Genomic DNA, 19,420 nt, shown 5'->3' with positions numbered 1-19,420 from the left:
TATAAAAAAGATGCAAAAAAGAGGAGTAAAAACTCCTCTTTCTCTTATAGCTTCACCAAGATTCCAGCGTTGAAAATAAACCCGTCAGTTGGTGCCCAAATATCTGTAAAAGAAGGATCGTTATGTGGTGCTTCTATCATATCTTGATAGTTTTGTTGTTTGGTATCTGTAAAATTTTCAAAATTTGCATACAAACTAACCTTACCAAACGTTCTCATTGCCATAAAGCCCATTGTCCAATAATCAGGAGTTTCTGTTAAGTTGTTTCTCAACTGAGAACTCTTGTAGTAAGCTTCATAACCTATTCGCCACTTATCATGTACTTCATACATTAATACTCCTCCAAAACTATGCTTTGGTGTTAATGCTTTTTGATTATTATCAATTTCAACATTGTTATAAGCATAATTCGTAAAAAGTATAAAATCTTTGTATTTCAACTTTAAATTAGTTTCAGCTCCATAACTATTTAATGAACTGCTAGCATTTATAAACTCATAATTCGTCCCGTTCTCTTCCAATAAAAGAGAATTTTTCAACTGTGTGTAAAACACTAATTGATTAAAAGATAATGACACATTATCATTAAATATTCTTGTTTTATAATTTACATCTGCATTAAATCCAATAGAAGTTTCCGCTTCAAAATCAGTCAGGTTAATTGGCATTACATTTTGATACGAGCGTAATTCAGCATCTTCAGTAAAGATTGTAGGAATTTTATAACCTAAACCTCCTCCTATCCTACTCGAAATCTTTTCATCATATTTAATAAACAATGAAGCTCTAGGAAGTACAAATGTTCCATAATGATCATTATAATCTGTTCGTAAACCACTTTCCAGCGTTAAATTGTTTGAAAGTCGCCAGTTATTTTGAGTAAACCCTCCAAAGGTAAATTGCTTGTAACTTCTATCTAAATCTGTTGTTGGGTTTTCTATAAAGTTTTCAGTTATGATGTTCCCTCCAAAAACCCAATCAGAAGTAAGGTTGTATAAGTTATATGTTGCTTCAGTAAAAGTAGCCCATTGCTTTCCATCAAATTCATAATCTGGTGAAGTTAAATTTCTTTTAAAATAGCTTACACTGTTTTTAAAATGAAAACTTTTATCTTCTGAAATATCATTAGAATATGACAATTGTGTTGAATAACGTTCCGATTTGTTTTCTTCAAAAAAACTATGATCGGTGGTCATATTTCCTGCTATTACATCAGTATCTCCACCTATTCGATTCTCTATAGTTGTCCCAAAATTCAAGCGCCATTCTTCTTTTTCATTCGGGTAATAAAATAACGACGGGTTAATACTAAAACTTCTAACTTTTGGAATATCAGAAAAATGATCATCGTTTACATCGGTTGCTTCTTGTCTGTTTGCTGAACCATACAAAGTAACTCCAAACTTATTAAAACGTTCACTATAAAAAGCATTTATGGTGCTTCCGTTACGTGAAGTTTGATCGAACATTAGGCTAACTTCTCGTTTGTCTTTTGGCTTTTTTGACACTAAGTTTACCAAACCTGCAATAGCTCCTCCTCCATATAAGGTTGATGAACTTCCTTTAATAATTTCTACTTGTTGTAAATCTAACGGTGGAATTTGCATAATACTCAATCCACTAGAGAATCCTCCAAATAAAGGAAATCCGTCTTTTAGTAATTGCGTAAATCGCCCATCTAACCCTTGAATACGTATACTTTGATTGGCTGAATTTGCAGATGTTTGCTGCATTTGTATCCCTGTACTTTCACGTAAAACCATGGCTATATTTGCTGAATTCATAACCGCTTTTTCACCCAATTCTTCAGCTCCTACTACCTCTATTCTAGTCGGAATTTCAGCAATTGCTCTTTTACTTCTTGTTGATTGAATTACAACCGCTTCTAAAGTTTCTTCATCTTCGTGAAGCTCTATCACAAATTGTTTCTTTGTTATTGGAAAGGTTATGACTTTTTCAACCGTTTCAAACCCTATAAACGATACTACAAAAGTTTGCTTCCCGTTAGGGATATTATTGATAATTGCAATTCCGTCTAAATTAGTTTCTTCTCCTAATGTGGTGTTTTTTATATATACTGATGCACCAATAACTGGTTCTTTTTCATCAGAAATTACTTTAAATTCTACTGAATTTTGCGCGTTTATTTGAATAGCAGATAGTACCATTACTACCGCTAACACTATATTTTTTAACATGTGTTTCTTTTAAATTAATTATATGTATTTGTAAGCTGACACCTTTTTAATAAAAAAGATGCAAGAACTACTTTCGTATATCTTCGAAAGCAAACCGAGAATAATTAATTTAAAATTTTGGTGGCTGAAAAATAGCCGACAAGTATGAATTGTAGTATGTGTTTTGATAGAAGTTAATACTATTTCTTATTTCTAAAAAAATAGGAATATCAAAACTATAATCGGTTGGTATAAAATCTGCTGTAACAGTAATTACGTTACAATGATGGTGATGTTCTTTGTTTTTTTCTTCTTCAGTATCATGCTGATGATGCTCATCTTGATGATCTTCATTTAACACATCGTGATGCACTTCTGATTCAGCAACAAAAACCACAGCATCAGTATGTGCCTGTAAAGGAGGCACAACTAATAATAAGGTTAATAATATGATGATACTGTTTTTCACGAATACTGTTTAGGGTTACAAAATTATAAAAATTTATGAATCTTCATTATCTAACCTATCTTTAACATACTCTATTTTTGTTTTACCATGTGCAAAAGGCTTCCCTTCTTCGTCTAAACTCACCATGATAATTTTATCAATTGCAATAATTGTTTTTCGGGTTATTTTGTTACGAACCTCACAGCTTAAGGTGATAGACGTTGTACCAAACTTTACTACATCAATTCCTATTTCTACAATATCTCCTTGTTTTGCTGAACTAACAAAATTTATTTCAGACATAAACTTGGTTACTGTTTTTGGAATTTCTAACTGAATAATAGCATATAACGCTACTTCCTCATCAATCCATTGTAATAATCGTCCTCCGAAAAGTGTTCCGTTAGGATTTAAATCTTCTGGTTTTACCCATTTACGTGTGTGAAATCTCATCGTATTTATTGTTCTATATTTTTAGCTTCAAAAGCTACTAAATCGTTATTTACAAAGGTAAAAGTTATTTGTATAGGATTGCAACATACCTCACAATCTTCTACATAGGTTTCAGATGTACTAGCATCCAGCAACATGGAAATTTCTTCCCAACAATGCGGACATTGAAAAAAGTGTTCATACATCATATTTTACCATAATATTTTCTAACAAACCACTCTATTGATAACAAAACTATAATCAATAATAACAACCATTTCCAATCAACTAAACTTTGTTTTTTGGTAATAGACTTTTGTGTGGTATAAAAAGATGCATCTTCTTGTATCTTTTTTAATAAATCGTCAACTTTATCTGCATAAACTATAGCTCCGTCTGTTTTTAACGCTAGCTGTTCTAATTTCTTAAAATTAGCATTGGTAAACTGCTCTTCTATCTGATAATCTTCAATTTTAAACCTACCTGAACTACTTATATTTTGGTTCTTTACTGTTACTGTATATGAATATTCTCCTGAGGCTAATCCTTCAACAGCAACTTGATACGAGTTGTTAAATAAAGAAAACGGAATGCTCTTTTTAGCCTTTGTTTCTAAATTAGTTACTGTTAACTCTAAAGATGCTCTGCTATCAAATTGGTAGTTTTTATCAACATAAAAAGCGCTTATGGTTATGGGCTCATTAGCTGCATACAAACGTTGTGCTTTTACATCTAAACGTCTTCTCTTTTTAGTTGATGCTAAATACTGAACTAAGTTTCCTACAAACGTATCAAAGCTTTCAAAGTTTTTCTCTTTTAAATAACTGGCAGCTCTCCATTTCCAAATACCCTCACCAAATAGTATTGCATACTTTTTATCATTCTCTTCAAAGGTTGATAATAACGGTTGTGTGGTTTCTACCCCTGCGTACTTCTGATACAACAAGCTTTGAGATTCTTTTTTAACCTGTACTTCTCCAAACTTGTCTTTTAGTGGTGGAAATTGACCAAAACCTATATCCTCTTGGTAAAAAGTTAGAAAATCTGGATTGTAAATAGCAGTATATTCTTCTTTTTGATTGATAACTCTTTTTTGAACTCCTAAACCTTGACTATTCAAAAAGTTCCAATCTGTTTTAGTTCCTGAAACCAGTAAAAAGTTAGATTGTATTTTTTCTAAAGTTGTTTTAAAATAGCTGTTAGGTTGATATAAAACAAAAAACTGATACGCATCTAAGTTTATATTCTTATCCTGTATCAAAGCAATGTCTACTTTGCGTTGTTTATTGCTCTCTATCGCTTTTTTTAGTGCCCCTAAATCTGGATGTAAAAAAGAACTGAGCAATAAAACTTTGGTTTGCTCATCTAAAACTTCAACTGAAAAGCTTTTATAATTGTTCTTCGTGTTTTTTTCATTTGCTATACTACTTATCGACGCTGTGTAATAGTGTACTCCTTTGGTATTAGACACTAAATTGGCTGTAACAGTTTGCACAGGATTTTCTGGTGAGAAACGCACTCTTTTTGAGAAAACTCTGCTCCCGTTTTTTACGATTGAAAAAGTAGTGTTCACCGTTTCTTTTCCTTCATAATACAACAATGCTTCTACAGGAAACTTGTTCTTTACATAGCTATACTTATTCACATTTAACTGCGAAATTTGAATATCTTGATACTTAATAGTATCACCAATAACTATAGGAAATACTTTATGCTTTGTTGATGAAAACTCGTAATCGTTTCCTTGGGTTTGATTTCCATCGGTTATTAAAATAGTAGCTGCATTTTTATCTTTATTCAATTCATTAACGGCTTCAACTGCTTTTGAAATATCTGTTTGTGTTTCAGCAAAAGATAAACTATCCAACACCTTAATATCATTCCCAAACGAAAAATACTGTACGTCAAATTTATCTTGAAGTTCTTCGTTGCTTTCTACTTTTGATATTAATTCTTGTACCTTTTTTTCTTCTTTAAAAAATTGAGTAGATAACGAATTGTCTGCCAATACAGATAACACAGGTTTTATATTTTCCGTTTCAAGAGTTGTTATCTTCGGATTAATCAATAGCAACCCAATTAAAAAGAGACTCAGTGCCTTTAAGCTAAAAAGTAAGATATGTACTTTCGGAGTTCTATTTACCTTATAGAAATATTGAAAAAAAGCAATGGCTACGCTTATTAATACGGCTAATACAATGTAAATTATAGTTATTGACTCCACTCAGCTTATTTTAGTATGTGAAGATAAAAATATCTAACAAATAAAAAGACCTTTTCTTCTTTTTCATTTATGACTTCAATCATAAAAAACTAGTTATCAGTTACATAATTTTACTAAAAACTATTATGTATGGTAACTACAGAAAACTTAACCTCAGAAAAAATGAATCAAAGAACCTCTCTATTAGGTTTTTTAGCTTATATCAACCAAAAAATAGCCGAAGGAGAAAAATACAGTATAGGCATATCAATAATTTTAATTACTGTAGGTTCTATGATAGCCTCATTTACAGCTGCTTTAGCTGTAGATGGAGATGTGAATTTATTCGCTTTAATTTTTGCTTGTGTAACCGCTATGGGAGCAAATGCTGCTGCCATAAGTCAACGCCCTTTTAAAACAATAGTTTGGGCTTTTATTATTAGCTTTTTAGGAAATATCTTTATGATTTTTTATCAAATACTTATGAAGTAGGCTTTGGTTTTGCTTCAAACATTCTAAAAAAGAGCATAGAGGCTATGTTTCTAGCTCTTTCTTTCGCTTCATGCGCTTTTGTTCCGTCAAAAAGTTCATCAACTGTTTCAAACCACAATTGCAACCAGCGTCCAAAGTGTTCTTGATAAATAGCATACTCAAAATTTCTATCTACATCTTTGTGTGCTTTCATCGGGTTTCCTTTAAACTTTCTAACAAAAAACAAATTCGTTTCCCAAAAATCGGTGAGTTTTTGTAAATGAGGTTCCCAGGTTTCTTCTGGAATTGTTTTTAAAAAAATAGGACCTATAAAATCATCCTTTCTAATTTTATCATTATAAAAGGTTGATACTAACTTATACACATCTTCCCTATTTTCTATGTCTCTTTTATCCATTTACAAATCGTTCTTGAAATACGCTACAAAAGTATATCTTTATGCAATTGCAATTTATGACTTAAATCATAATGATTCCAGAAGAACTCTTATTAAAATACCACGCTGAAACCAAAGATTTTCAAAAAGACGAAATTATTTTTTCTGAAGAACAAACCGCACATTATTATTACCAAATAGTAAACGGTGCTGTAAAAATGAATAATTTTAATGATGATGGTAAAGAGTTTATTCAAGGAATATTTTATAAAAACCAAAGCTTTGGTGAGCCTCCTTTATTTATTGATGTAAAATATCCTGCCAATGCGGTGGCAATTTCTGATAGTACAATTCTAACTTTAGCTAAAAGTGATTTGTTTAAATTACTACAAGACAATCCTGAAATTCACTTAAAAATCACCCAGAGTTTAGCAAAACGTTTGTACTATAAAGCTATTATTGCTTCCGAAATATCTAGCCAAGAACCTGCCCACAGAGTACTCCGCTTTATTGATTATTTAAAAGACGATGTATACAAAGTTGAAGGAAAGTTCTCTTTTAAAGTAGCCTATACACGTCAACAAATAGCCGATATTTTAGGTTTGCGAGTGGAAACGGTTATTCGAGTAATAAAGTCCTTAGAAAAAAAGGGAGACGTAAAAATTAGCAAACGAAAGGTATATCGTTAAAGCCTTCTTTAAAGAGAACATTCAATAAAACACCTTACAAATCATAAAAATTAATTGATTTACGGAATTCCGTAAGAATTTGTACACCCCTTGTAGTAAGTTCGCTGAAATTGTATAATTAGTTAATAAATACCGATAACTCGTTAATAACTTTATCTCAGGTAACCTATTGATTTTAATATATTTGATAGCGTATAAAATTGCTAAAAGTTACGCTTATCTTACCATTAAGAGAATATAACAGTAATTTTATTACGTATATAAACAAGTTAGCTTACATTAAAATAAGTATTATAGATGAAGAAAACATTGATAATTAGTTACGATTTAAAAAATGCGTCAGACGACCAATATGAAGAATTGTATCAATTCTTCAAAGATTATGGAACGTGGGCACATATAACAGAATCAACTTGGGCAATTGTCACAGAAGAGAAAACAACGGAAGTAAGAGATAAAATAAGTGACATCGTTCCTTCAGGAAGTTCAATATTCGTTATTAAGTCGGGCTCTATTGCAGCGTGGCAAAATGTAATATGTCGTAACGAATGGTTAAAAAAGAATCTTTAAAAATCTGAATTATGGCAGAAAATGACAAAAAAGCTATCGATTCGGAAATAGAAAAGGGAGAAGTTAAACAACACTTCCAAAAAGGTTCTGAATCAAGCACTGAAAGTAAAGGTCCGAAAATAAAACGTGGTAGATATGACTCATTGGTTTTATATGAAGTTAGCGAATCCGAGTTGTACATTATTGAACGTGGTTCACCAAGTTCGACTTATTTGAATTTTGCAATTTTCTCTTTATCTATTGGACTATCCTTTTTGGCAAGTCTCTTGACTTTTGACTTGGACAACCAATCGGATAAAGCGTACATTGTATTTGTTGTAATTACGGTTCTTGGAATTCTTCTCGGTTTATTGTTACTTATAATTTGGTGGCGATCAAAGAATCAATTCGATGACGTGATTAAAAAAATAAAGAGCAGAACAATTGAATAAAAAACGCTAGCTAACACTGTATATGTAATCATAGCCGCCTATCGGCAGGCTACGTTCCATATACTCAACGTTGTAAACAATACCAAGTCACCTATCAATTTGATAAAACTTTTTGACCATACTGAAGAAGTTATAAAAGGACCATCTAATAACAATGAAAATGCCTTTAACTACTATCATAAAAGTGATAGGAAAGATATGGCTATTATTAGAAAAATTTTAGAAGAGTGGTTTTTCAATTACCCAAATACCGAAAAAAAAGAATTGAAAAACAGATTCAAAAAAGATATGGATTCTGCATTTTATGAACTCTTTTTATATGAATTATTCAGGTCTTTAAATTTTAAAATAGAGATACATCCAAAACTTAAAGATTCAAGTAAGAGACCTGATTTTTTAATTCAGCAGAACAATTTCTCAGCCTATGTTGAAGCAAAAATCTGTTACGACAGATCTAAAAGTGAAATGGCTTTTGAACGGCGTCAGAATGAATTTTACGATTCTTTAAATAAAACTAGAATTAAAGGATTTTTACTTAGGGTTGCCGAACTTGAATTTAAAACAACGAAACAACCAAGAACTAAGGAATTAATCTCAAAAATTGAAACTGAAATATCCTTCCTAGACCCTGAAATTATTACATCACAAATGGAAAAATACGGATTTGAAGGTTGTCCGTTCATTGATTATGAAAATGATGATTTTAAAATTTCAATACAACCTATTCCTCTAATCAAATCTAAAAGAAATAAGATTAGCAACAACCCTATTGGAATGTTTCCTTTCGAGACTTTTTTGGTTGGTGGTGAAAACTCTTTGAGAGAGTCAATTTTGAAAAAAGCAAAGCGATATGGGAAATTTGATATTCCTTACTTAATTTGCATAAACGCGCTTAGTAAAAAAATTTCTGGTAATATTGATATTGAAAATGTAATTTGGGGTTCTTTACAATATACTTATTCTACAAACCCAGATAATCGAGATGGTAGAATGACTAGAGCTATGGATGGTGTATTTTATAATTCAGGAAAGCCTAAATTAAAAAACGTAAGCGGAATTTTAGTAACAAGAGTGTTTCCTTCCAATATTCCTAATGCCAATTATTGGTTATTTGAACACCCTTTTGCGGAAAATAAAATGGATTTTAGTAGACTAAATTTGGTTTACAGTTATGTTAAGGAAAATCAAATTATTAGTCTGGAAGGAAATGACTTTGACAAAATATTTGGAATATCAAAAAACTGGTTGGAATGAAAAAAGTACTGGTTACAACAAAGAACTGAGGTAAAAAACAAGTACATTTTGTACTTTTTTAACCCAAAGTACTTTTATAATTTACATTATAAGGCAAACCACTTTATACTATTTCAAAAGCTTGTTTTAATAGCTTATTACACACCGCTATTAAAGCAAGTTTTTTACTCTTACCTTTAGCAACTATCGGTCATAAAGTTCTCTACTCACTTTATTGAATAGTCTCGAATACTCCCATTTGTGAGGAAAGCTCACTAATATTACAACACGGGTCGCTGATACTACGGCATGCTCCGTTGACACCGCGGCACGGGTCGCTGATATTACGGCGTACTCCGTTAACACCACGGCATGGGTCGCTGATACTACGGCACGCTCCGTTAACACCACGGCACGGGTCGCTGATACTACGGCATGCTCCGCTAACATCACGGCACGGGTCGCTGATACTACGGCATGCTCCGCTAACATCACGGCATGCTCCGTTAACATCACGGCACGGGTCGCTGATATTACGGCATGGGTCGCTAATACTACGACATACTTCTTTGTCCCTAAATAAGATTGCTTTTATTTAGTACTAAAATTCCTGTAGTTTATCTCTAAAAAAAGGGAAGTATTTTCTATTTTTGTGCCTTTCAACACAACAACAAAACATGAACTTAACAGAATTAAACGCCATCTCTCCTATTGATGGTAGATACCGTAACAAAGTAGCAAGCTTAGCGAACTATTTTTCAGAAGAAGCTTTAATAAAATATCGTGTAAAGGTAGAAATTGAATATTTCATTGCTTTATGTGAAATTCCATTACCTCAATTAGCCGATTTCAACAAAGATTTATACGCTGATTTACGTAAAATTTATGAAGATTTTTCTGCTGAAGATGCGCTAAAAATCAAAGAAATTGAAAGCGTTACCAATCACGATGTAAAAGCTGTTGAGTACTTTATTAAAGAAAAGTTTGACGCTTTAAACTTACATAAATATAAAGAATTTATCCACTTCGGATTAACGTCTCAAGATATTAACAACACTGCTATTCCATTATCTATTAAAGATGCTATGGAAGAAGTATACTACCCTACTTTAGATACCTTAGTTTGCAAATTAGCTGATTTATCTGAAGAATGGGAAAACGTACCAATGTTAGCAAGAACTCACGGGCAACCAGCCTCTCCTACTCGTTTAGGAAAAGAGTTTTTTGTATTTGTAGAACGTATTAACAATCAAGTTATTCACATACAACATACACCACATGCTGCGAAGTTTGGTGGAGCTACAGGTAATTACAATGCACACAAAGTAGCGTATCCAGATATCGACTGGAAAAACTTCGGTACTCATTTCGTTGAAGAAGTGTTAGGTTTACACCACTCCTTCCCTACTACGCAAATTGAGCACTACGATCACATGGCAGCTTTATACGACGGATTAAAGCGTGTAAATACAATTTTAATTGATTTAGATCGCGATGTTTGGACGTACGTTTCTAACGACTACTTCAAACAAAAGATTAAAAAAGGTGAAGTAGGTTCATCTGCAATGCCACATAAAGTAAATCCTATCGATTTTGAAAACTCTGAAGGAAACTTAGGTATTGCCAATGCTATTTTTGAGCATTTATCTGCTAAGTTACCAGTTTCAAGATTACAACGTGATTTAACTGATAGTACGGTATTACGTAACGTTGGAGTTCCTTTTGGACATACCTTAATTGGTTTTGCTTCTACGTTGAAAGGATTGAACAAGTTATTATTAAATGAAGCTAAGTTTGCTGAAGATTTAGAAAATAACTGGGCAGTAGTTGCTGAGGCTATTCAAACAATTTTACGTCGTGAAGCATATCCTAATCCATACGAAGCGTTAAAAGGATTAACTCGTACGAACGAAAAAATCAACAAAGATTCTATCGCTAATTTTATTGATACTTTAGAGGTTTCTGATGCTATTAAAAATGAATTAAAACAAATTACACCATCTAATTACACAGGTATATAATGAGATATTTACTTACTTTTTTAGTTTTATTTTTAGCTATTTCGTGTGCTCCAGAAAAAAAAGGAGATCCTACACGTTTTGTTCACGGAACGTTTGAAATTCCTGCTGGTGATAACTACGGAAAAACAACTATTGTAAGAAAAGACAGCTTACAAATAGAAGAATACACTAAAAAAGTAAGTATTTCAGCTGACAGTTTAGTTACTGAAAAAGAAATAAAACATATAGATACACTCTACATCAAATGGAAAAATAATTTTGCATACACTTTGCAAATGAAAAGTCCGAAAACTGATCTAGATAAAGACCCTATATTTGTTCAAATAACTAAAGTAACTGACAGCTCTTATAGTTTTACCGCAAAAATTGGCTATTCTAACTTTAAACAAAAAGGAACTGTATATAAAGTAAAATAAACTATGGAAATTTTCTTACAACCTGATACGTGGGGTGCACTTGTTACCTTAACATTTTTAGAAATTGTATTAGGTATTGACAACATTATTTTTATTTCAATAGCTGCAAATAAGCTACCTGAAAATCAACAAAAAAAAGCGACTAATATTGGGCTATTCTTAGCCATGATACTTCGTATTGCTTTACTTTTTGGTATTTCGTTGCTTATTGCTATGAATTCTCCTTTTTTTAATATCGATTTATCTTGGCTTAATGCAGGAGTTACAGGTCAAGCATTAATTTTATTTGCTGGTGGTATATTCCTTTTATATAAGAGCACTAAAGAAATTCACCATAAAGTAGAAGGACATCTTGAAGACGAAACTGACGGTAAACCTAAAAAAGGCTATACATTAACACAAGCTATTATACAAATTACGTTAATTAACATCGTTTTCTCTTTTGATTCTATTTTAACGGCTGTAGGAATGACTAATGGTATTGAAGGAGCTATGATAATTATGATTACCTCTGTAGTATTATCTATGGTTATTATGATGTTATTTGCAAACCCTGTAGGGAAGTTTGTTAGTAAGCACCCAACTATTCAAATGTTAGGATTATCTTTCTTAATCTTAATTGGGTTTATGCTTATTGCTGAAGGTGCCCACTTATCTCACGCTACTCTTTTTGGAGAGGAAATAGGAAGTATTCCTAAAGCTTATTTATATTTTGCCATTACTTTTTCTTTAGTAGTAGAGATGCTAAATATGAAAATGAGAGGAAACTCAAAAAAGCATTAAGAAAATATTAAGACTATAAAAAAATAAAACCTAATAGTAAATTTCTATTAGGTTTTATTTTTTATACTTTTGTACTCAGTGATTAAGCTCAAAAAACATATTGCACTACTAAGTATATTAATTCTACTATTACCAACAGTAGTTTTAACAATACACTTATTTGAAAATCATGAGCATACTGTTTGTACATCTACTAGTGAGCATCACTTTCATGCGCAAGAACTAGATTGTTCTTTAGCTCATTATCATTTAAATACATTTACGTATCAAACTGCTGAATACTTTTCAGTTATTCCGCAACACTTTTACAAATTAGATTACGAGGCTCAACCTCAGTTAATCTCTTATGTGTATGCTGATAAAAAATCTTCAAGAGCACCACCATATTTTACTGTATCATAACATTGTTATAAACAACTAACAAAACACATCGTTAACAGTAAAATTCATTTTAATGAAGAAAATTATAAATTTCCTATTATTCATAGGAGTATCTGCTATATATGCACAAAACAGTTTATCAGGAAAAATCACAGACACTGATAATCAACCACTTTTAGGAGTAGAAGTTTACTCAGAACAATTACATAAAGGAACCGTAACCAATGAAAATGGTACCTACAACGTACAAAACATTCCTAACGGAAAAGTAACCTTTAACTTTACATTCTTAGGTTTTAAAACTGTTTCAAAAGAGTTTGATTTTAATAATGAAAACATCTCTTTTGACCTTCACTTAGAAGAGTCTATTTTTAAAATAGATGAAGTAATTATTTCAACTCCATTTAATAAATTACAATCAGAAAATGTAATGAAAGTTGAACGTCTTTCGGCTAGAGCTCTTCAAAAAACAGGAGCTACAACATTGGCGGAAGGAATTACAAACATTGCAGGGGTATCTCAAGTTTCTACAGGAACATCTATCGGTAAACCTGTTATTAGAGGTTTAAGCGGAAACAGAGTTTTAGTGTACACACAAGGTATCCGACTAGAAAACCAACAATTTGGTGGAGAACACGGTTTGGGTATTAACGATGCTGGTGTTGCTGGTGTAGAAGTTATTAAAGGCCCTGCTTCTCTTTTATACGGTTCTGATGCTTTAGGTGGTGTTTTATATATTCAACCAGAAAAATTTGCTCCAGAGAATACTACTAAACTTAATGTGAATCAGCGTTACTTTAGTAATACTTTAGGTACAAATACTTCGGTTGGCTTAACATCTTCTTTAAAAAACTGGCAATTCTTAGCTAGAGGAACTTATGCGCAACATGCAGACTACAAAACACCTGACTATAGAGTAACTAATACACGTTTTAAGGAAAAAGATTTAAAATTAGGTGTAGGGTTTCATGAGAAAAACTTTTCTTCTGAGTTACGCTATAACTTCAACAATTCTAAGTTAGGACTAACAGAAGGGATTGGAGAACAAACAAAAGAAACGCATTTTGAAACTCCTTATCAAGATATTGACAATCATATTATAAGTTTACACAATCATATTTTCTTTAAAAACTCAAAATTAGATATCGATTTAGGATATACTATTAATAACCGTAAAGAGTTTGAAGAGCATCATGAACATGAGGAAGAGGAAACTGAAGAAGAACACGAAGAGCATGAAGAAGGTGAAGCTGCTTTAGATATGAAGCTAAAAACGTTTAGTTACAACACAAAATATCACCTTCCTAAGTTTGGTAAATTTGAAGTTTTAATAGGTGCTCAAGGTTTACACCAAACCAACACTAACTTTGGTGAAGAATTGTTAATTCCTAATGCTACTGTAAATGATTTTGGTGTATTTACTACAGCAAACGTTGAATTGAATGATAATACTTCTTTACAAGCTGGTATTCGATATGACAATAGAGCTATAACTACCGAAAGACATGAAGTAGCTCATGAAGATGAAATACATATTTTTGAAGCTATAGATAAATCTTTTAATAGTTTTACTGCTTCTTTTGGTGCTAAAACTAAACTTTTTAATGCTGTTACAACTCGTTTAAATATTGCAAGCGGATTTAGAGCTCCAAACCTTGCTGAATTAACTTCTAACGGGGTACATCACGGTACAAATCGTTTTGAAGTTGGTAACAACAACCTAGTTAATGAGAAAAATTTACAATTTGATCTTTCTTTAGATTATAACACTGAACACTTTGAGTTATTTGCCAATGGTTTTTATAATAAGTTAAATGATTACATCTACTTATCTCCTACTGGTGAAATTGAAGATGATGCTCCTGTGTATTCTTACTCTCAAGAAGATGCAAAATTGTATGGAGGTGAGTTTGGTTTTCACTTACACCCTCACCCTCTTGATTGGCTACATTTAGAAAGTAGTTTTGAAACGGTAATTGGTAAACAAGATAATGGAAACTATTTACCACTAATTCCGGCAAATACCTTAAAAAACACACTTAGAACTGAGTTTTCTAATGAAAAGTGGTTACCAAACGGATATGCTTCTGTAAGCTTACATTCATTTTTTAAGCAAGATAATGTTAGTGAGTTTGAAACAGCAACACCTGCTTATAATCTAGTTAATTTAGGTATTGGAGGTGATATTATCATTAGTAAATACACTTTTACTACATCTTTAACCATAAATAATCTTTTTGATAAGAAGTACATAAATCACCTATCTAGATTAAAGCCTGATAATATTTTTAACCCTGGTAGAAATATTGTTTTAGGAATAAACTTTACTTTATAAAATAAATAACTCCCCAGTAACGCTGTTGCTGGGGAGCTTTTTATATAAACAAACTTTAACTTAATAAAGTTACCCGTCTTTTCTTTTTTTAAGCAATTCCGGAAACTTGCGTTTAAACCGATTTAATCGAGGAATTGATACTTTTTGCACATATGGATTCTCTGGGTGCAAACGTTCATAGTTTTGATGATACTCTTCCGCAGGATAAAACCTCTCCATCTTTTTTACCTCTGTAACTATTTTCCCATGATACACATCTTTGTTTAACTTTTTAATAGTATTTTCTATGAGCTGTTTTTCTTCTTGTGTTTTATAAAACGCTATGGACCTATATTGTGACCCATAATCTGGATGTTGTCCGTTTTTAGTAGTTGGATTATGCGAACCAAAAAATACAGTTACTAATGTTTGAAAACTAACTTTTTTCGGGTTGTAATATACTGCTACCGATTCTGCATGTCCTGTACGGCCTGTTCCAATTGTTTTATAAGTTGGGTTTTTAGTGTGTCCTCCTGCATATCCTGATACTGCTTCCTCTACTCCATTCACACTTTCAAAAATTGCTTCTACACACCAAAAACAACCACTTGCAAAGTAAGCTACTTTTGTTTCTGAGGTTGTTTGTATTGATACCTCTTTTAGTTTTTCTTCTTTTTTTTGTGAGAAACTTAATAACGTTACCGCTAAAACAACAGCCGTAAACACTGCTACTCCCTTGAATATCTTCATATAATTACTATTATTTATATGTTAGTTGGTCGTAGAAAGTATGCAAATTTTACAATTGTTTACAACTTTAATATTTCCTTAATAATTTTGTTTGCGTGTTGCCACCGTGTTTTCTATTTTTGTTCGAGTAAACAGTAGATTTTAATGGAACATTTTATAGTATCGGCACGTAAATATCGTCCTCAAAATTTTGAGGATGTCGTAGGGCAACAAGCCATTACTAATACGTTAGAAAATGCTATACAAAACAACCATTTAGCTCAGGCTTTATTGTTTACAGGACCTCGTGGTGTTGGTAAAACATCTTGTGCTCGTATCTTGGCTAAACGTATTAACCAAGAAGATGCAACTACGGATGATGAAGATTTTGCTTTTAATATTTTTGAATTAGATGCGGCTTCTAACAACTCGGTTGATGATATTCGTAACTTAACTGATCAAGTTCGTATACCTCCTCAAACAGGAAAATACAAAGTGTATATCATTGATGAGGTTCACATGCTTTCTCAAGCTGCTTTTAACGCTTTTTTAAAGACGTTAGAAGAACCACCAGCACATGCTATTTTTATTTTAGCGACTACAGAAAAACATAAAATTATACCAACGATATTATCTCGTTGTCAAATTTTTGATTTTAAACGCATTGGTGTTTTAGATGCTAAAGAGTATTTAAAAACAATTTGTGCTAAAGAGAATATTACTGCTGAAGATGATGCACTTCATGTAATTGCTCAAAAAGCTGACGGTGCAATGCGTGACGCCCTTTCTATTTTTGATAGGGTTGTAAGTTTCTCAGGAAACAACCTAACTCGCGAAGCTGTTACCCAAAACTTAAATGTGTTAGACTACGATGTGTATTTTAACATTACCGATTTATTACTTGGAAATAAAATTCCAGAAGTTTTAATGGCTTTTAATGATGTGTTGGGAAAAGGTTTTGAGGGACATCATTTTATAAACGGTTTGGCTTCTCATTTTAGAGATTTGTTAGTTGCAAAAGATCAAGCTACTATAGCTTTACTAGAGGTTGGTGATAATACTAAGAAAAAATACTTAGAACAGGCTTCTAAAGCTAGTATGCAGTTTTTACTCCCTGCTATAGACAAGGCTAATGATTGCGACTTGAAATATCGAGGAAGTAAAAACCAACGATTATTGGTAGAACTTACTTTAATGCAAATTGCCTCTATCACTTTTGATGGAGCAAAAAAAAAATCTAGCAACTACATAATTCCTGCTACTTTTTTTACCTCTTTATCTCCTTCAGTTAAAAAGACTGAGGTAAAACCTGCTGTTGCTAAAAGTCCTAAAAAAGCTGAACCTACATCTGTAACAGCTACAGTTACAAAAGAAGCGCCTGCTAAACCAGTTTTAAAAAATATTAAGCGACGTACCTCTGCTTTATCTTTAAAAAGTTTACATCAAAAGAAAGAAATAAAAAGTACTATAGATGTAGAAGAAAACTACGACAATCATCCAAGAACTCCTTTCACTCAAGATGAGTTAAAAGATGCTTGGAAAAAATACTATTTCCAACTACAAAATTTTGGAGAACGAAGTATAGCTGCCATTTTAGCTTCTGATGAACCTAAGTTACAAGAGGATTTTACTATTATTTTTTCATTACCTAATGACTTAATGAAGTCTCAACTTGAAAAAGGTAAGCCTAAACTATTACGCTTTTTACGTGAAAAGTTAAATAACTATGGTATTCAAATTAATGTTATTGTAAATGAAACTGTAGAAAAAAAGTTTGCCTATACTCCTCAAGAGAAGTATGACAAACTAAAAGAAAAAAATCCGTTAATTGAAAAGTTAAAGAATACTTTCGGGTTAGATGTTTAAATTCTTACCTACATAAACTAACTTCCAATCTTCTATTTTCTTAACGTTTTTCTCAAATTCTGAAATTAATAGAATTTCATTTTTCTGGCTCTTAACAAAAATTGGTATTGATTTTTGATCACGATTAATTTCATTAATTTTATTTTTATAGTCATCAATAGAATTTACTACTGTTTCGTGAATTTCAGGGAATTCTCTTACAGCTTCCATTAAATTAATATAATCATCTTCTATTGTAAATAAATGATCTTCATCTTCATAATCTTTCGTAATGACTTCTTGTGAAGTTGCTAAACGATAAGCTCCTTGTTCACCAAAAATCGATGAAAAGTTTGAGATTACAAATTTGTTAATTGAATCACTTCCTGTCATTGCTATTAAATATCCTACATCATTTAATTCAATATTATCTGTTAACTCATCATCGTAAATATTTACTTCAATTGATTCTAATCCTTCTTCTTTAGCTTTTTCTACATTTTCAATATTAGAATCAATTAATACTACTCTTCTTTTATTCTCTTTTAAGTACTTCGCAATCATTCTTGCTAAATCTGAAGCTCCAACTATCATAATTGCATTAGAACGCTCTAAAAACACTCCTACTAGCTTAGAAAACAATCTTGCTGTTGTTGCGTTTAACAAAACAGTTCCTAAAACTACCATAAATACCAAAGGAGTTATATACTCAGCACCATCAATTCCTTGCTTTAGCAGTTTACTTCCAAATAAAGAAGCAATACCTGCCGCAACAATACCTCTTGGTCCTACCCAACTAATAAACAGTTTTTCGTTTGTTTTTAAGTTTGATTTTGATGTACTTAAAAATACTGCTAATGGACGTATTACGAACACTATTAAAGCAAATAAAAGCAATGTTTTCCACTCGTATAATAGCGTTAGTTCTTTATAATCAATATTTGCTGATAGTAAAATAAATAGTATTGAGATTAATAAAACACTTAATGATTCTTTAAAGTATAATATCTCTTTTAAATTCTTAAGTTTACTATTTCCTAGTACCATTCCCATAACCACAACAGCTAGTAATCCTGATTCATGAGCAAACAATTCAGATTCTACAAACACTAGTAAAACAGTGGATAAAGAAACCACATTTAATAAATAATGTGGCACCCATTTTTTATTTATCACAAAAATTAAGGCGTGTGCAAAAGTGAATCCGAAAGTGGTTCCGAAAAGGATTATTTTTAAGAACTCTAATAAAGCAGTCCCTGTAAAACCTGCACCACCTCCTACACTTATAAATTCAAAAACAAGTACAGCTACTAAAGCTCCAATTGGATCTATTAATATTCCTTCCCATTTTAAAACTGCTGAAACGTCTTTTTTAAGCGGTATATTTCTAAGAATTGGTGTTATTACTGTAGGTCCTGTAACAATTATTAGACCTGAAAACAAAAATGATAATTCCCAATTTAAACCAAACACATAGTGAGCAATTATGGCTCCTCCAAAAAAAGTAATCGCCGATCCTAGGGTTATTAATTTTGTAATAACTGGGCCTATATTTTTTATTTCTCCTCGTCGTAAAGTTAGTCCTCCTTCAAAAAGAATAATACTAATAGATAATGACACGAAATAATACAGTCCATCACCAGGAAACAATCCTTTTTCTCCATTCCATATAGGTTCTATCCATTTACTTCCATCATCATTAAAAAATTCTGCTGCAATAGGCCCTACAAGTAATCCAATTAAGATTAAAGGTAAAATTGCTGGTATTTTAAACCTCCAAGCTACCCATTGCGCCAAAATTCCAAGTATAATTATCCCTGCTAGTTCTAACATAGTTTATTTTTAAAAAGACTAAAAATACAGCTTTTAATTAAACCGTA

Annotated in this window: 19 protein-coding genes and 1 pseudogene; 11 read left to right on the top strand and 9 right to left on the bottom strand. The window is 31.8% G+C overall.

Features of this window, described 5'->3' with window-relative positions; all coding sequences use genetic code 11:
• Positions 1-44: 44 nt before the first annotated feature.
• The 5 genes from C8N27_RS06390 to C8N27_RS06370 all read right to left on the bottom strand — a co-directional run bounded on the left by C8N27_RS06390 (position 45) and on the right by C8N27_RS06370 (position 5,281).
• Positions 45-2,198, bottom strand: coding sequence for a TonB-dependent receptor (locus C8N27_RS06390; RefSeq protein ID WP_121146702.1), 2,154 nt, complete (start codon positions 2,196-2,198; stop codon positions 45-47).
• Positions 2,199-2,307: 109 nt separating this feature from the next.
• The gene (locus tag C8N27_RS06385; RefSeq protein WP_099214562.1) at positions 2,308-2,646 is read right to left on the bottom strand and encodes a hypothetical protein; all 339 of its coding nucleotides are present in this window, start codon (positions 2,644-2,646) and stop codon (positions 2,308-2,310) included.
• 33 nt (positions 2,647-2,679) lie between these two features.
• Positions 2,680-3,078 (bottom strand): acyl-CoA thioesterase, encoded by a 399-nt coding sequence (locus C8N27_RS06380; RefSeq protein ID WP_099214563.1) that lies wholly within the window; start codon positions 3,076-3,078, stop codon positions 2,680-2,682.
• 5 nt (positions 3,079-3,083) lie between these two features.
• Positions 3,084-3,263: a CPXCG motif-containing cysteine-rich protein gene (locus C8N27_RS06375; RefSeq protein WP_047790511.1), complete on the bottom strand. Its 180-nt coding sequence runs from the start codon at positions 3,261-3,263 to the stop codon at positions 3,084-3,086.
• Positions 3,263-5,281, bottom strand: coding sequence for a VWA domain-containing protein (locus tag C8N27_RS06370; RefSeq protein ID WP_167444729.1), 2,019 nt, complete (start codon positions 5,279-5,281; stop codon positions 3,263-3,265). Before C8N27_RS06370 ends, C8N27_RS06375 begins: the two co-directional genes overlap by 1 nt.
• A gap of 129 nt (positions 5,282-5,410) precedes the next feature.
• On the opposite strand from C8N27_RS06370, the gene C8N27_RS06365 reads away from it, so the two are divergent.
• Positions 5,411-5,752, top strand: a complete 342-nt coding sequence (locus C8N27_RS06365) for a hypothetical protein (protein WP_121146701.1) — start codon at positions 5,411-5,413, stop codon at positions 5,750-5,752.
• On the opposite strand, the gene C8N27_RS06360 is transcribed toward C8N27_RS06365, so the two are convergent.
• Complete coding sequence (locus C8N27_RS06360) at positions 5,742-6,149, bottom strand: group III truncated hemoglobin (protein WP_121146700.1); 408 nt, start codon at positions 6,147-6,149, stop codon at positions 5,742-5,744. The genes C8N27_RS06365 and C8N27_RS06360 overlap by 11 nt on opposite strands.
• Before the next feature lie 71 nt (positions 6,150-6,220).
• Between C8N27_RS06360 and C8N27_RS06355 the strand changes: the two genes are divergently transcribed.
• The 4 genes from C8N27_RS06355 (at position 6,221) to C8N27_RS06340 (ending at position 9,072) form a co-directional block, all read left to right on the top strand.
• The gene (locus tag C8N27_RS06355) at positions 6,221-6,817 is read left to right on the top strand and encodes a Crp/Fnr family transcriptional regulator (RefSeq protein ID WP_121146699.1); all 597 of its coding nucleotides are present in this window, start codon (positions 6,221-6,223) and stop codon (positions 6,815-6,817) included.
• Positions 6,818-7,114: 297 nt separating this feature from the next.
• On the top strand, positions 7,115-7,387 hold the full coding sequence (locus C8N27_RS06350; RefSeq protein WP_121146698.1) for a hypothetical protein: 273 nt from the start codon (positions 7,115-7,117) through the stop codon (positions 7,385-7,387).
• Positions 7,388-7,398: 11 nt separating this feature from the next.
• Positions 7,399-7,818: a hypothetical protein gene (locus tag C8N27_RS06345; RefSeq protein ID WP_121146697.1), complete on the top strand. Its 420-nt coding sequence runs from the start codon at positions 7,399-7,401 to the stop codon at positions 7,816-7,818.
• Between the two features lie 99 nt (positions 7,819-7,917).
• Positions 7,918-9,072 (top strand): hypothetical protein, encoded by a 1,155-nt coding sequence (locus C8N27_RS06340; RefSeq protein ID WP_121146696.1) that lies wholly within the window; start codon positions 7,918-7,920, stop codon positions 9,070-9,072.
• 103 nt (positions 9,073-9,175) lie between these two features.
• Here C8N27_RS06340 and C8N27_RS06335 read toward each other — a convergent pair.
• A pseudogene (locus C8N27_RS06335) lies at positions 9,176-9,291 on the bottom strand (IS110 family transposase); the annotation flags it as partial.
• A gap of 437 nt (positions 9,292-9,728) precedes the next feature.
• Here C8N27_RS06335 and purB point away from each other — a divergent pair.
• The 5 genes from purB to C8N27_RS06310 all read left to right on the top strand — a co-directional run bounded on the left by purB (position 9,729) and on the right by C8N27_RS06310 (position 14,987).
• Positions 9,729-11,072 (top strand): adenylosuccinate lyase, encoded by a 1,344-nt coding sequence (gene purB / locus C8N27_RS06330; RefSeq protein ID WP_099214572.1) that lies wholly within the window; start codon positions 9,729-9,731, stop codon positions 11,070-11,072.
• Positions 11,072-11,488, top strand: a complete 417-nt coding sequence (locus tag C8N27_RS06325) for a hypothetical protein (protein WP_121146695.1) — start codon at positions 11,072-11,074, stop codon at positions 11,486-11,488. Before purB ends, C8N27_RS06325 begins: the two co-directional genes overlap by 1 nt.
• Before the next feature lie 3 nt (positions 11,489-11,491).
• On the top strand, positions 11,492-12,271 hold the full coding sequence (locus C8N27_RS06320) for a TerC family protein (protein ID WP_099214574.1): 780 nt from the start codon (positions 11,492-11,494) through the stop codon (positions 12,269-12,271).
• A 78-nt stretch (positions 12,272-12,349) separates the two neighbouring features.
• Positions 12,350-12,673 (top strand): hypothetical protein, encoded by a 324-nt coding sequence (locus C8N27_RS06315; protein WP_121146694.1) that lies wholly within the window; start codon positions 12,350-12,352, stop codon positions 12,671-12,673.
• A 52-nt stretch (positions 12,674-12,725) separates the two neighbouring features.
• Positions 12,726-14,987: a TonB-dependent receptor gene (locus tag C8N27_RS06310; protein ID WP_121146693.1), complete on the top strand. Its 2,262-nt coding sequence runs from the start codon at positions 12,726-12,728 to the stop codon at positions 14,985-14,987.
• Positions 14,988-15,056: 69 nt separating this feature from the next.
• Here C8N27_RS06310 and msrA read toward each other — a convergent pair whose 3' ends face one another.
• Positions 15,057-15,716, bottom strand: coding sequence for a peptide-methionine (S)-S-oxide reductase MsrA (gene msrA / locus C8N27_RS06305; protein ID WP_099214577.1), 660 nt, complete (start codon positions 15,714-15,716; stop codon positions 15,057-15,059).
• A 144-nt stretch (positions 15,717-15,860) separates the two neighbouring features.
• On the opposite strand from msrA, the gene dnaX reads away from it, so the two are divergent.
• The gene (gene dnaX, locus C8N27_RS06300; RefSeq protein WP_121146692.1) at positions 15,861-17,561 is read left to right on the top strand and encodes a DNA polymerase III subunit gamma/tau; all 1,701 of its coding nucleotides are present in this window, start codon (positions 15,861-15,863) and stop codon (positions 17,559-17,561) included.
• Here the strand turns inward: dnaX and C8N27_RS06295 are convergent.
• The gene (locus C8N27_RS06295; RefSeq protein ID WP_121146691.1) at positions 17,550-19,373 is read right to left on the bottom strand and encodes a cation:proton antiporter; all 1,824 of its coding nucleotides are present in this window, start codon (positions 19,371-19,373) and stop codon (positions 17,550-17,552) included. The two genes, dnaX and C8N27_RS06295, sit on opposite strands and share 12 nt — an antisense overlap.
• Positions 19,374-19,420: the final 47 nt, after the last annotated feature.

The organism is Tenacibaculum discolor (assembly GCF_003664185.1).
GTDB lineage: Bacteria > Bacteroidota > Bacteroidia > Flavobacteriales > Flavobacteriaceae > Polaribacter > Polaribacter discolor.
This window is presented reverse-complemented; position numbering and strand designations above follow the sequence as displayed.

Bases quoted from the DNA above. Each gene is read 5' to 3' on its own strand.
- C8N27_RS06390 (WP_121146702.1), bottom strand. From the start codon at position 2,198: ATGTTAAAAAATATAGTGTTAGCGGTAGTAATGGTACTATCTGCTATT.
- C8N27_RS06380 (WP_099214563.1), bottom strand. From the start codon at position 3,078: ATGAGATTTCACACACGTAAATGGGTAAAACCAGAAGATTTAAATCCT.
- C8N27_RS06375 (WP_047790511.1), bottom strand. From the start codon at position 3,263: ATGTATGAACACTTTTTTCAATGTCCGCATTGTTGGGAAGAAATTTCC.
- C8N27_RS06365 (WP_121146701.1), top strand. From the start codon at position 5,411: ATGGTAACTACAGAAAACTTAACCTCAGAAAAAATGAATCAAAGAACC.
- C8N27_RS06360 (WP_121146700.1), bottom strand. From the start codon at position 6,149: ATGGATAAAAGAGACATAGAAAATAGGGAAGATGTGTATAAGTTAGTA.
- C8N27_RS06355 (WP_121146699.1), top strand. From the start codon at position 6,221: ATGATTCCAGAAGAACTCTTATTAAAATACCACGCTGAAACCAAAGAT.
- C8N27_RS06350 (WP_121146698.1), top strand. From the start codon at position 7,115: ATGAAGAAAACATTGATAATTAGTTACGATTTAAAAAATGCGTCAGAC.
- C8N27_RS06345 (WP_121146697.1), top strand. From the start codon at position 7,399: ATGGCAGAAAATGACAAAAAAGCTATCGATTCGGAAATAGAAAAGGGA.
- purB (WP_099214572.1), top strand. From the start codon at position 9,729: ATGAACTTAACAGAATTAAACGCCATCTCTCCTATTGATGGTAGATAC.
- C8N27_RS06325 (WP_121146695.1), top strand. From the start codon at position 11,072: ATGAGATATTTACTTACTTTTTTAGTTTTATTTTTAGCTATTTCGTGT.
- C8N27_RS06320 (WP_099214574.1), top strand. From the start codon at position 11,492: ATGGAAATTTTCTTACAACCTGATACGTGGGGTGCACTTGTTACCTTA.
- C8N27_RS06310 (WP_121146693.1), top strand. From the start codon at position 12,726: ATGAAGAAAATTATAAATTTCCTATTATTCATAGGAGTATCTGCTATA.
- msrA (WP_099214577.1), bottom strand. From the start codon at position 15,716: ATGAAGATATTCAAGGGAGTAGCAGTGTTTACGGCTGTTGTTTTAGCG.
- dnaX (WP_121146692.1), top strand. From the start codon at position 15,861: ATGGAACATTTTATAGTATCGGCACGTAAATATCGTCCTCAAAATTTT.
- C8N27_RS06295 (WP_121146691.1), bottom strand. From the start codon at position 19,373: ATGTTAGAACTAGCAGGGATAATTATACTTGGAATTTTGGCGCAATGG.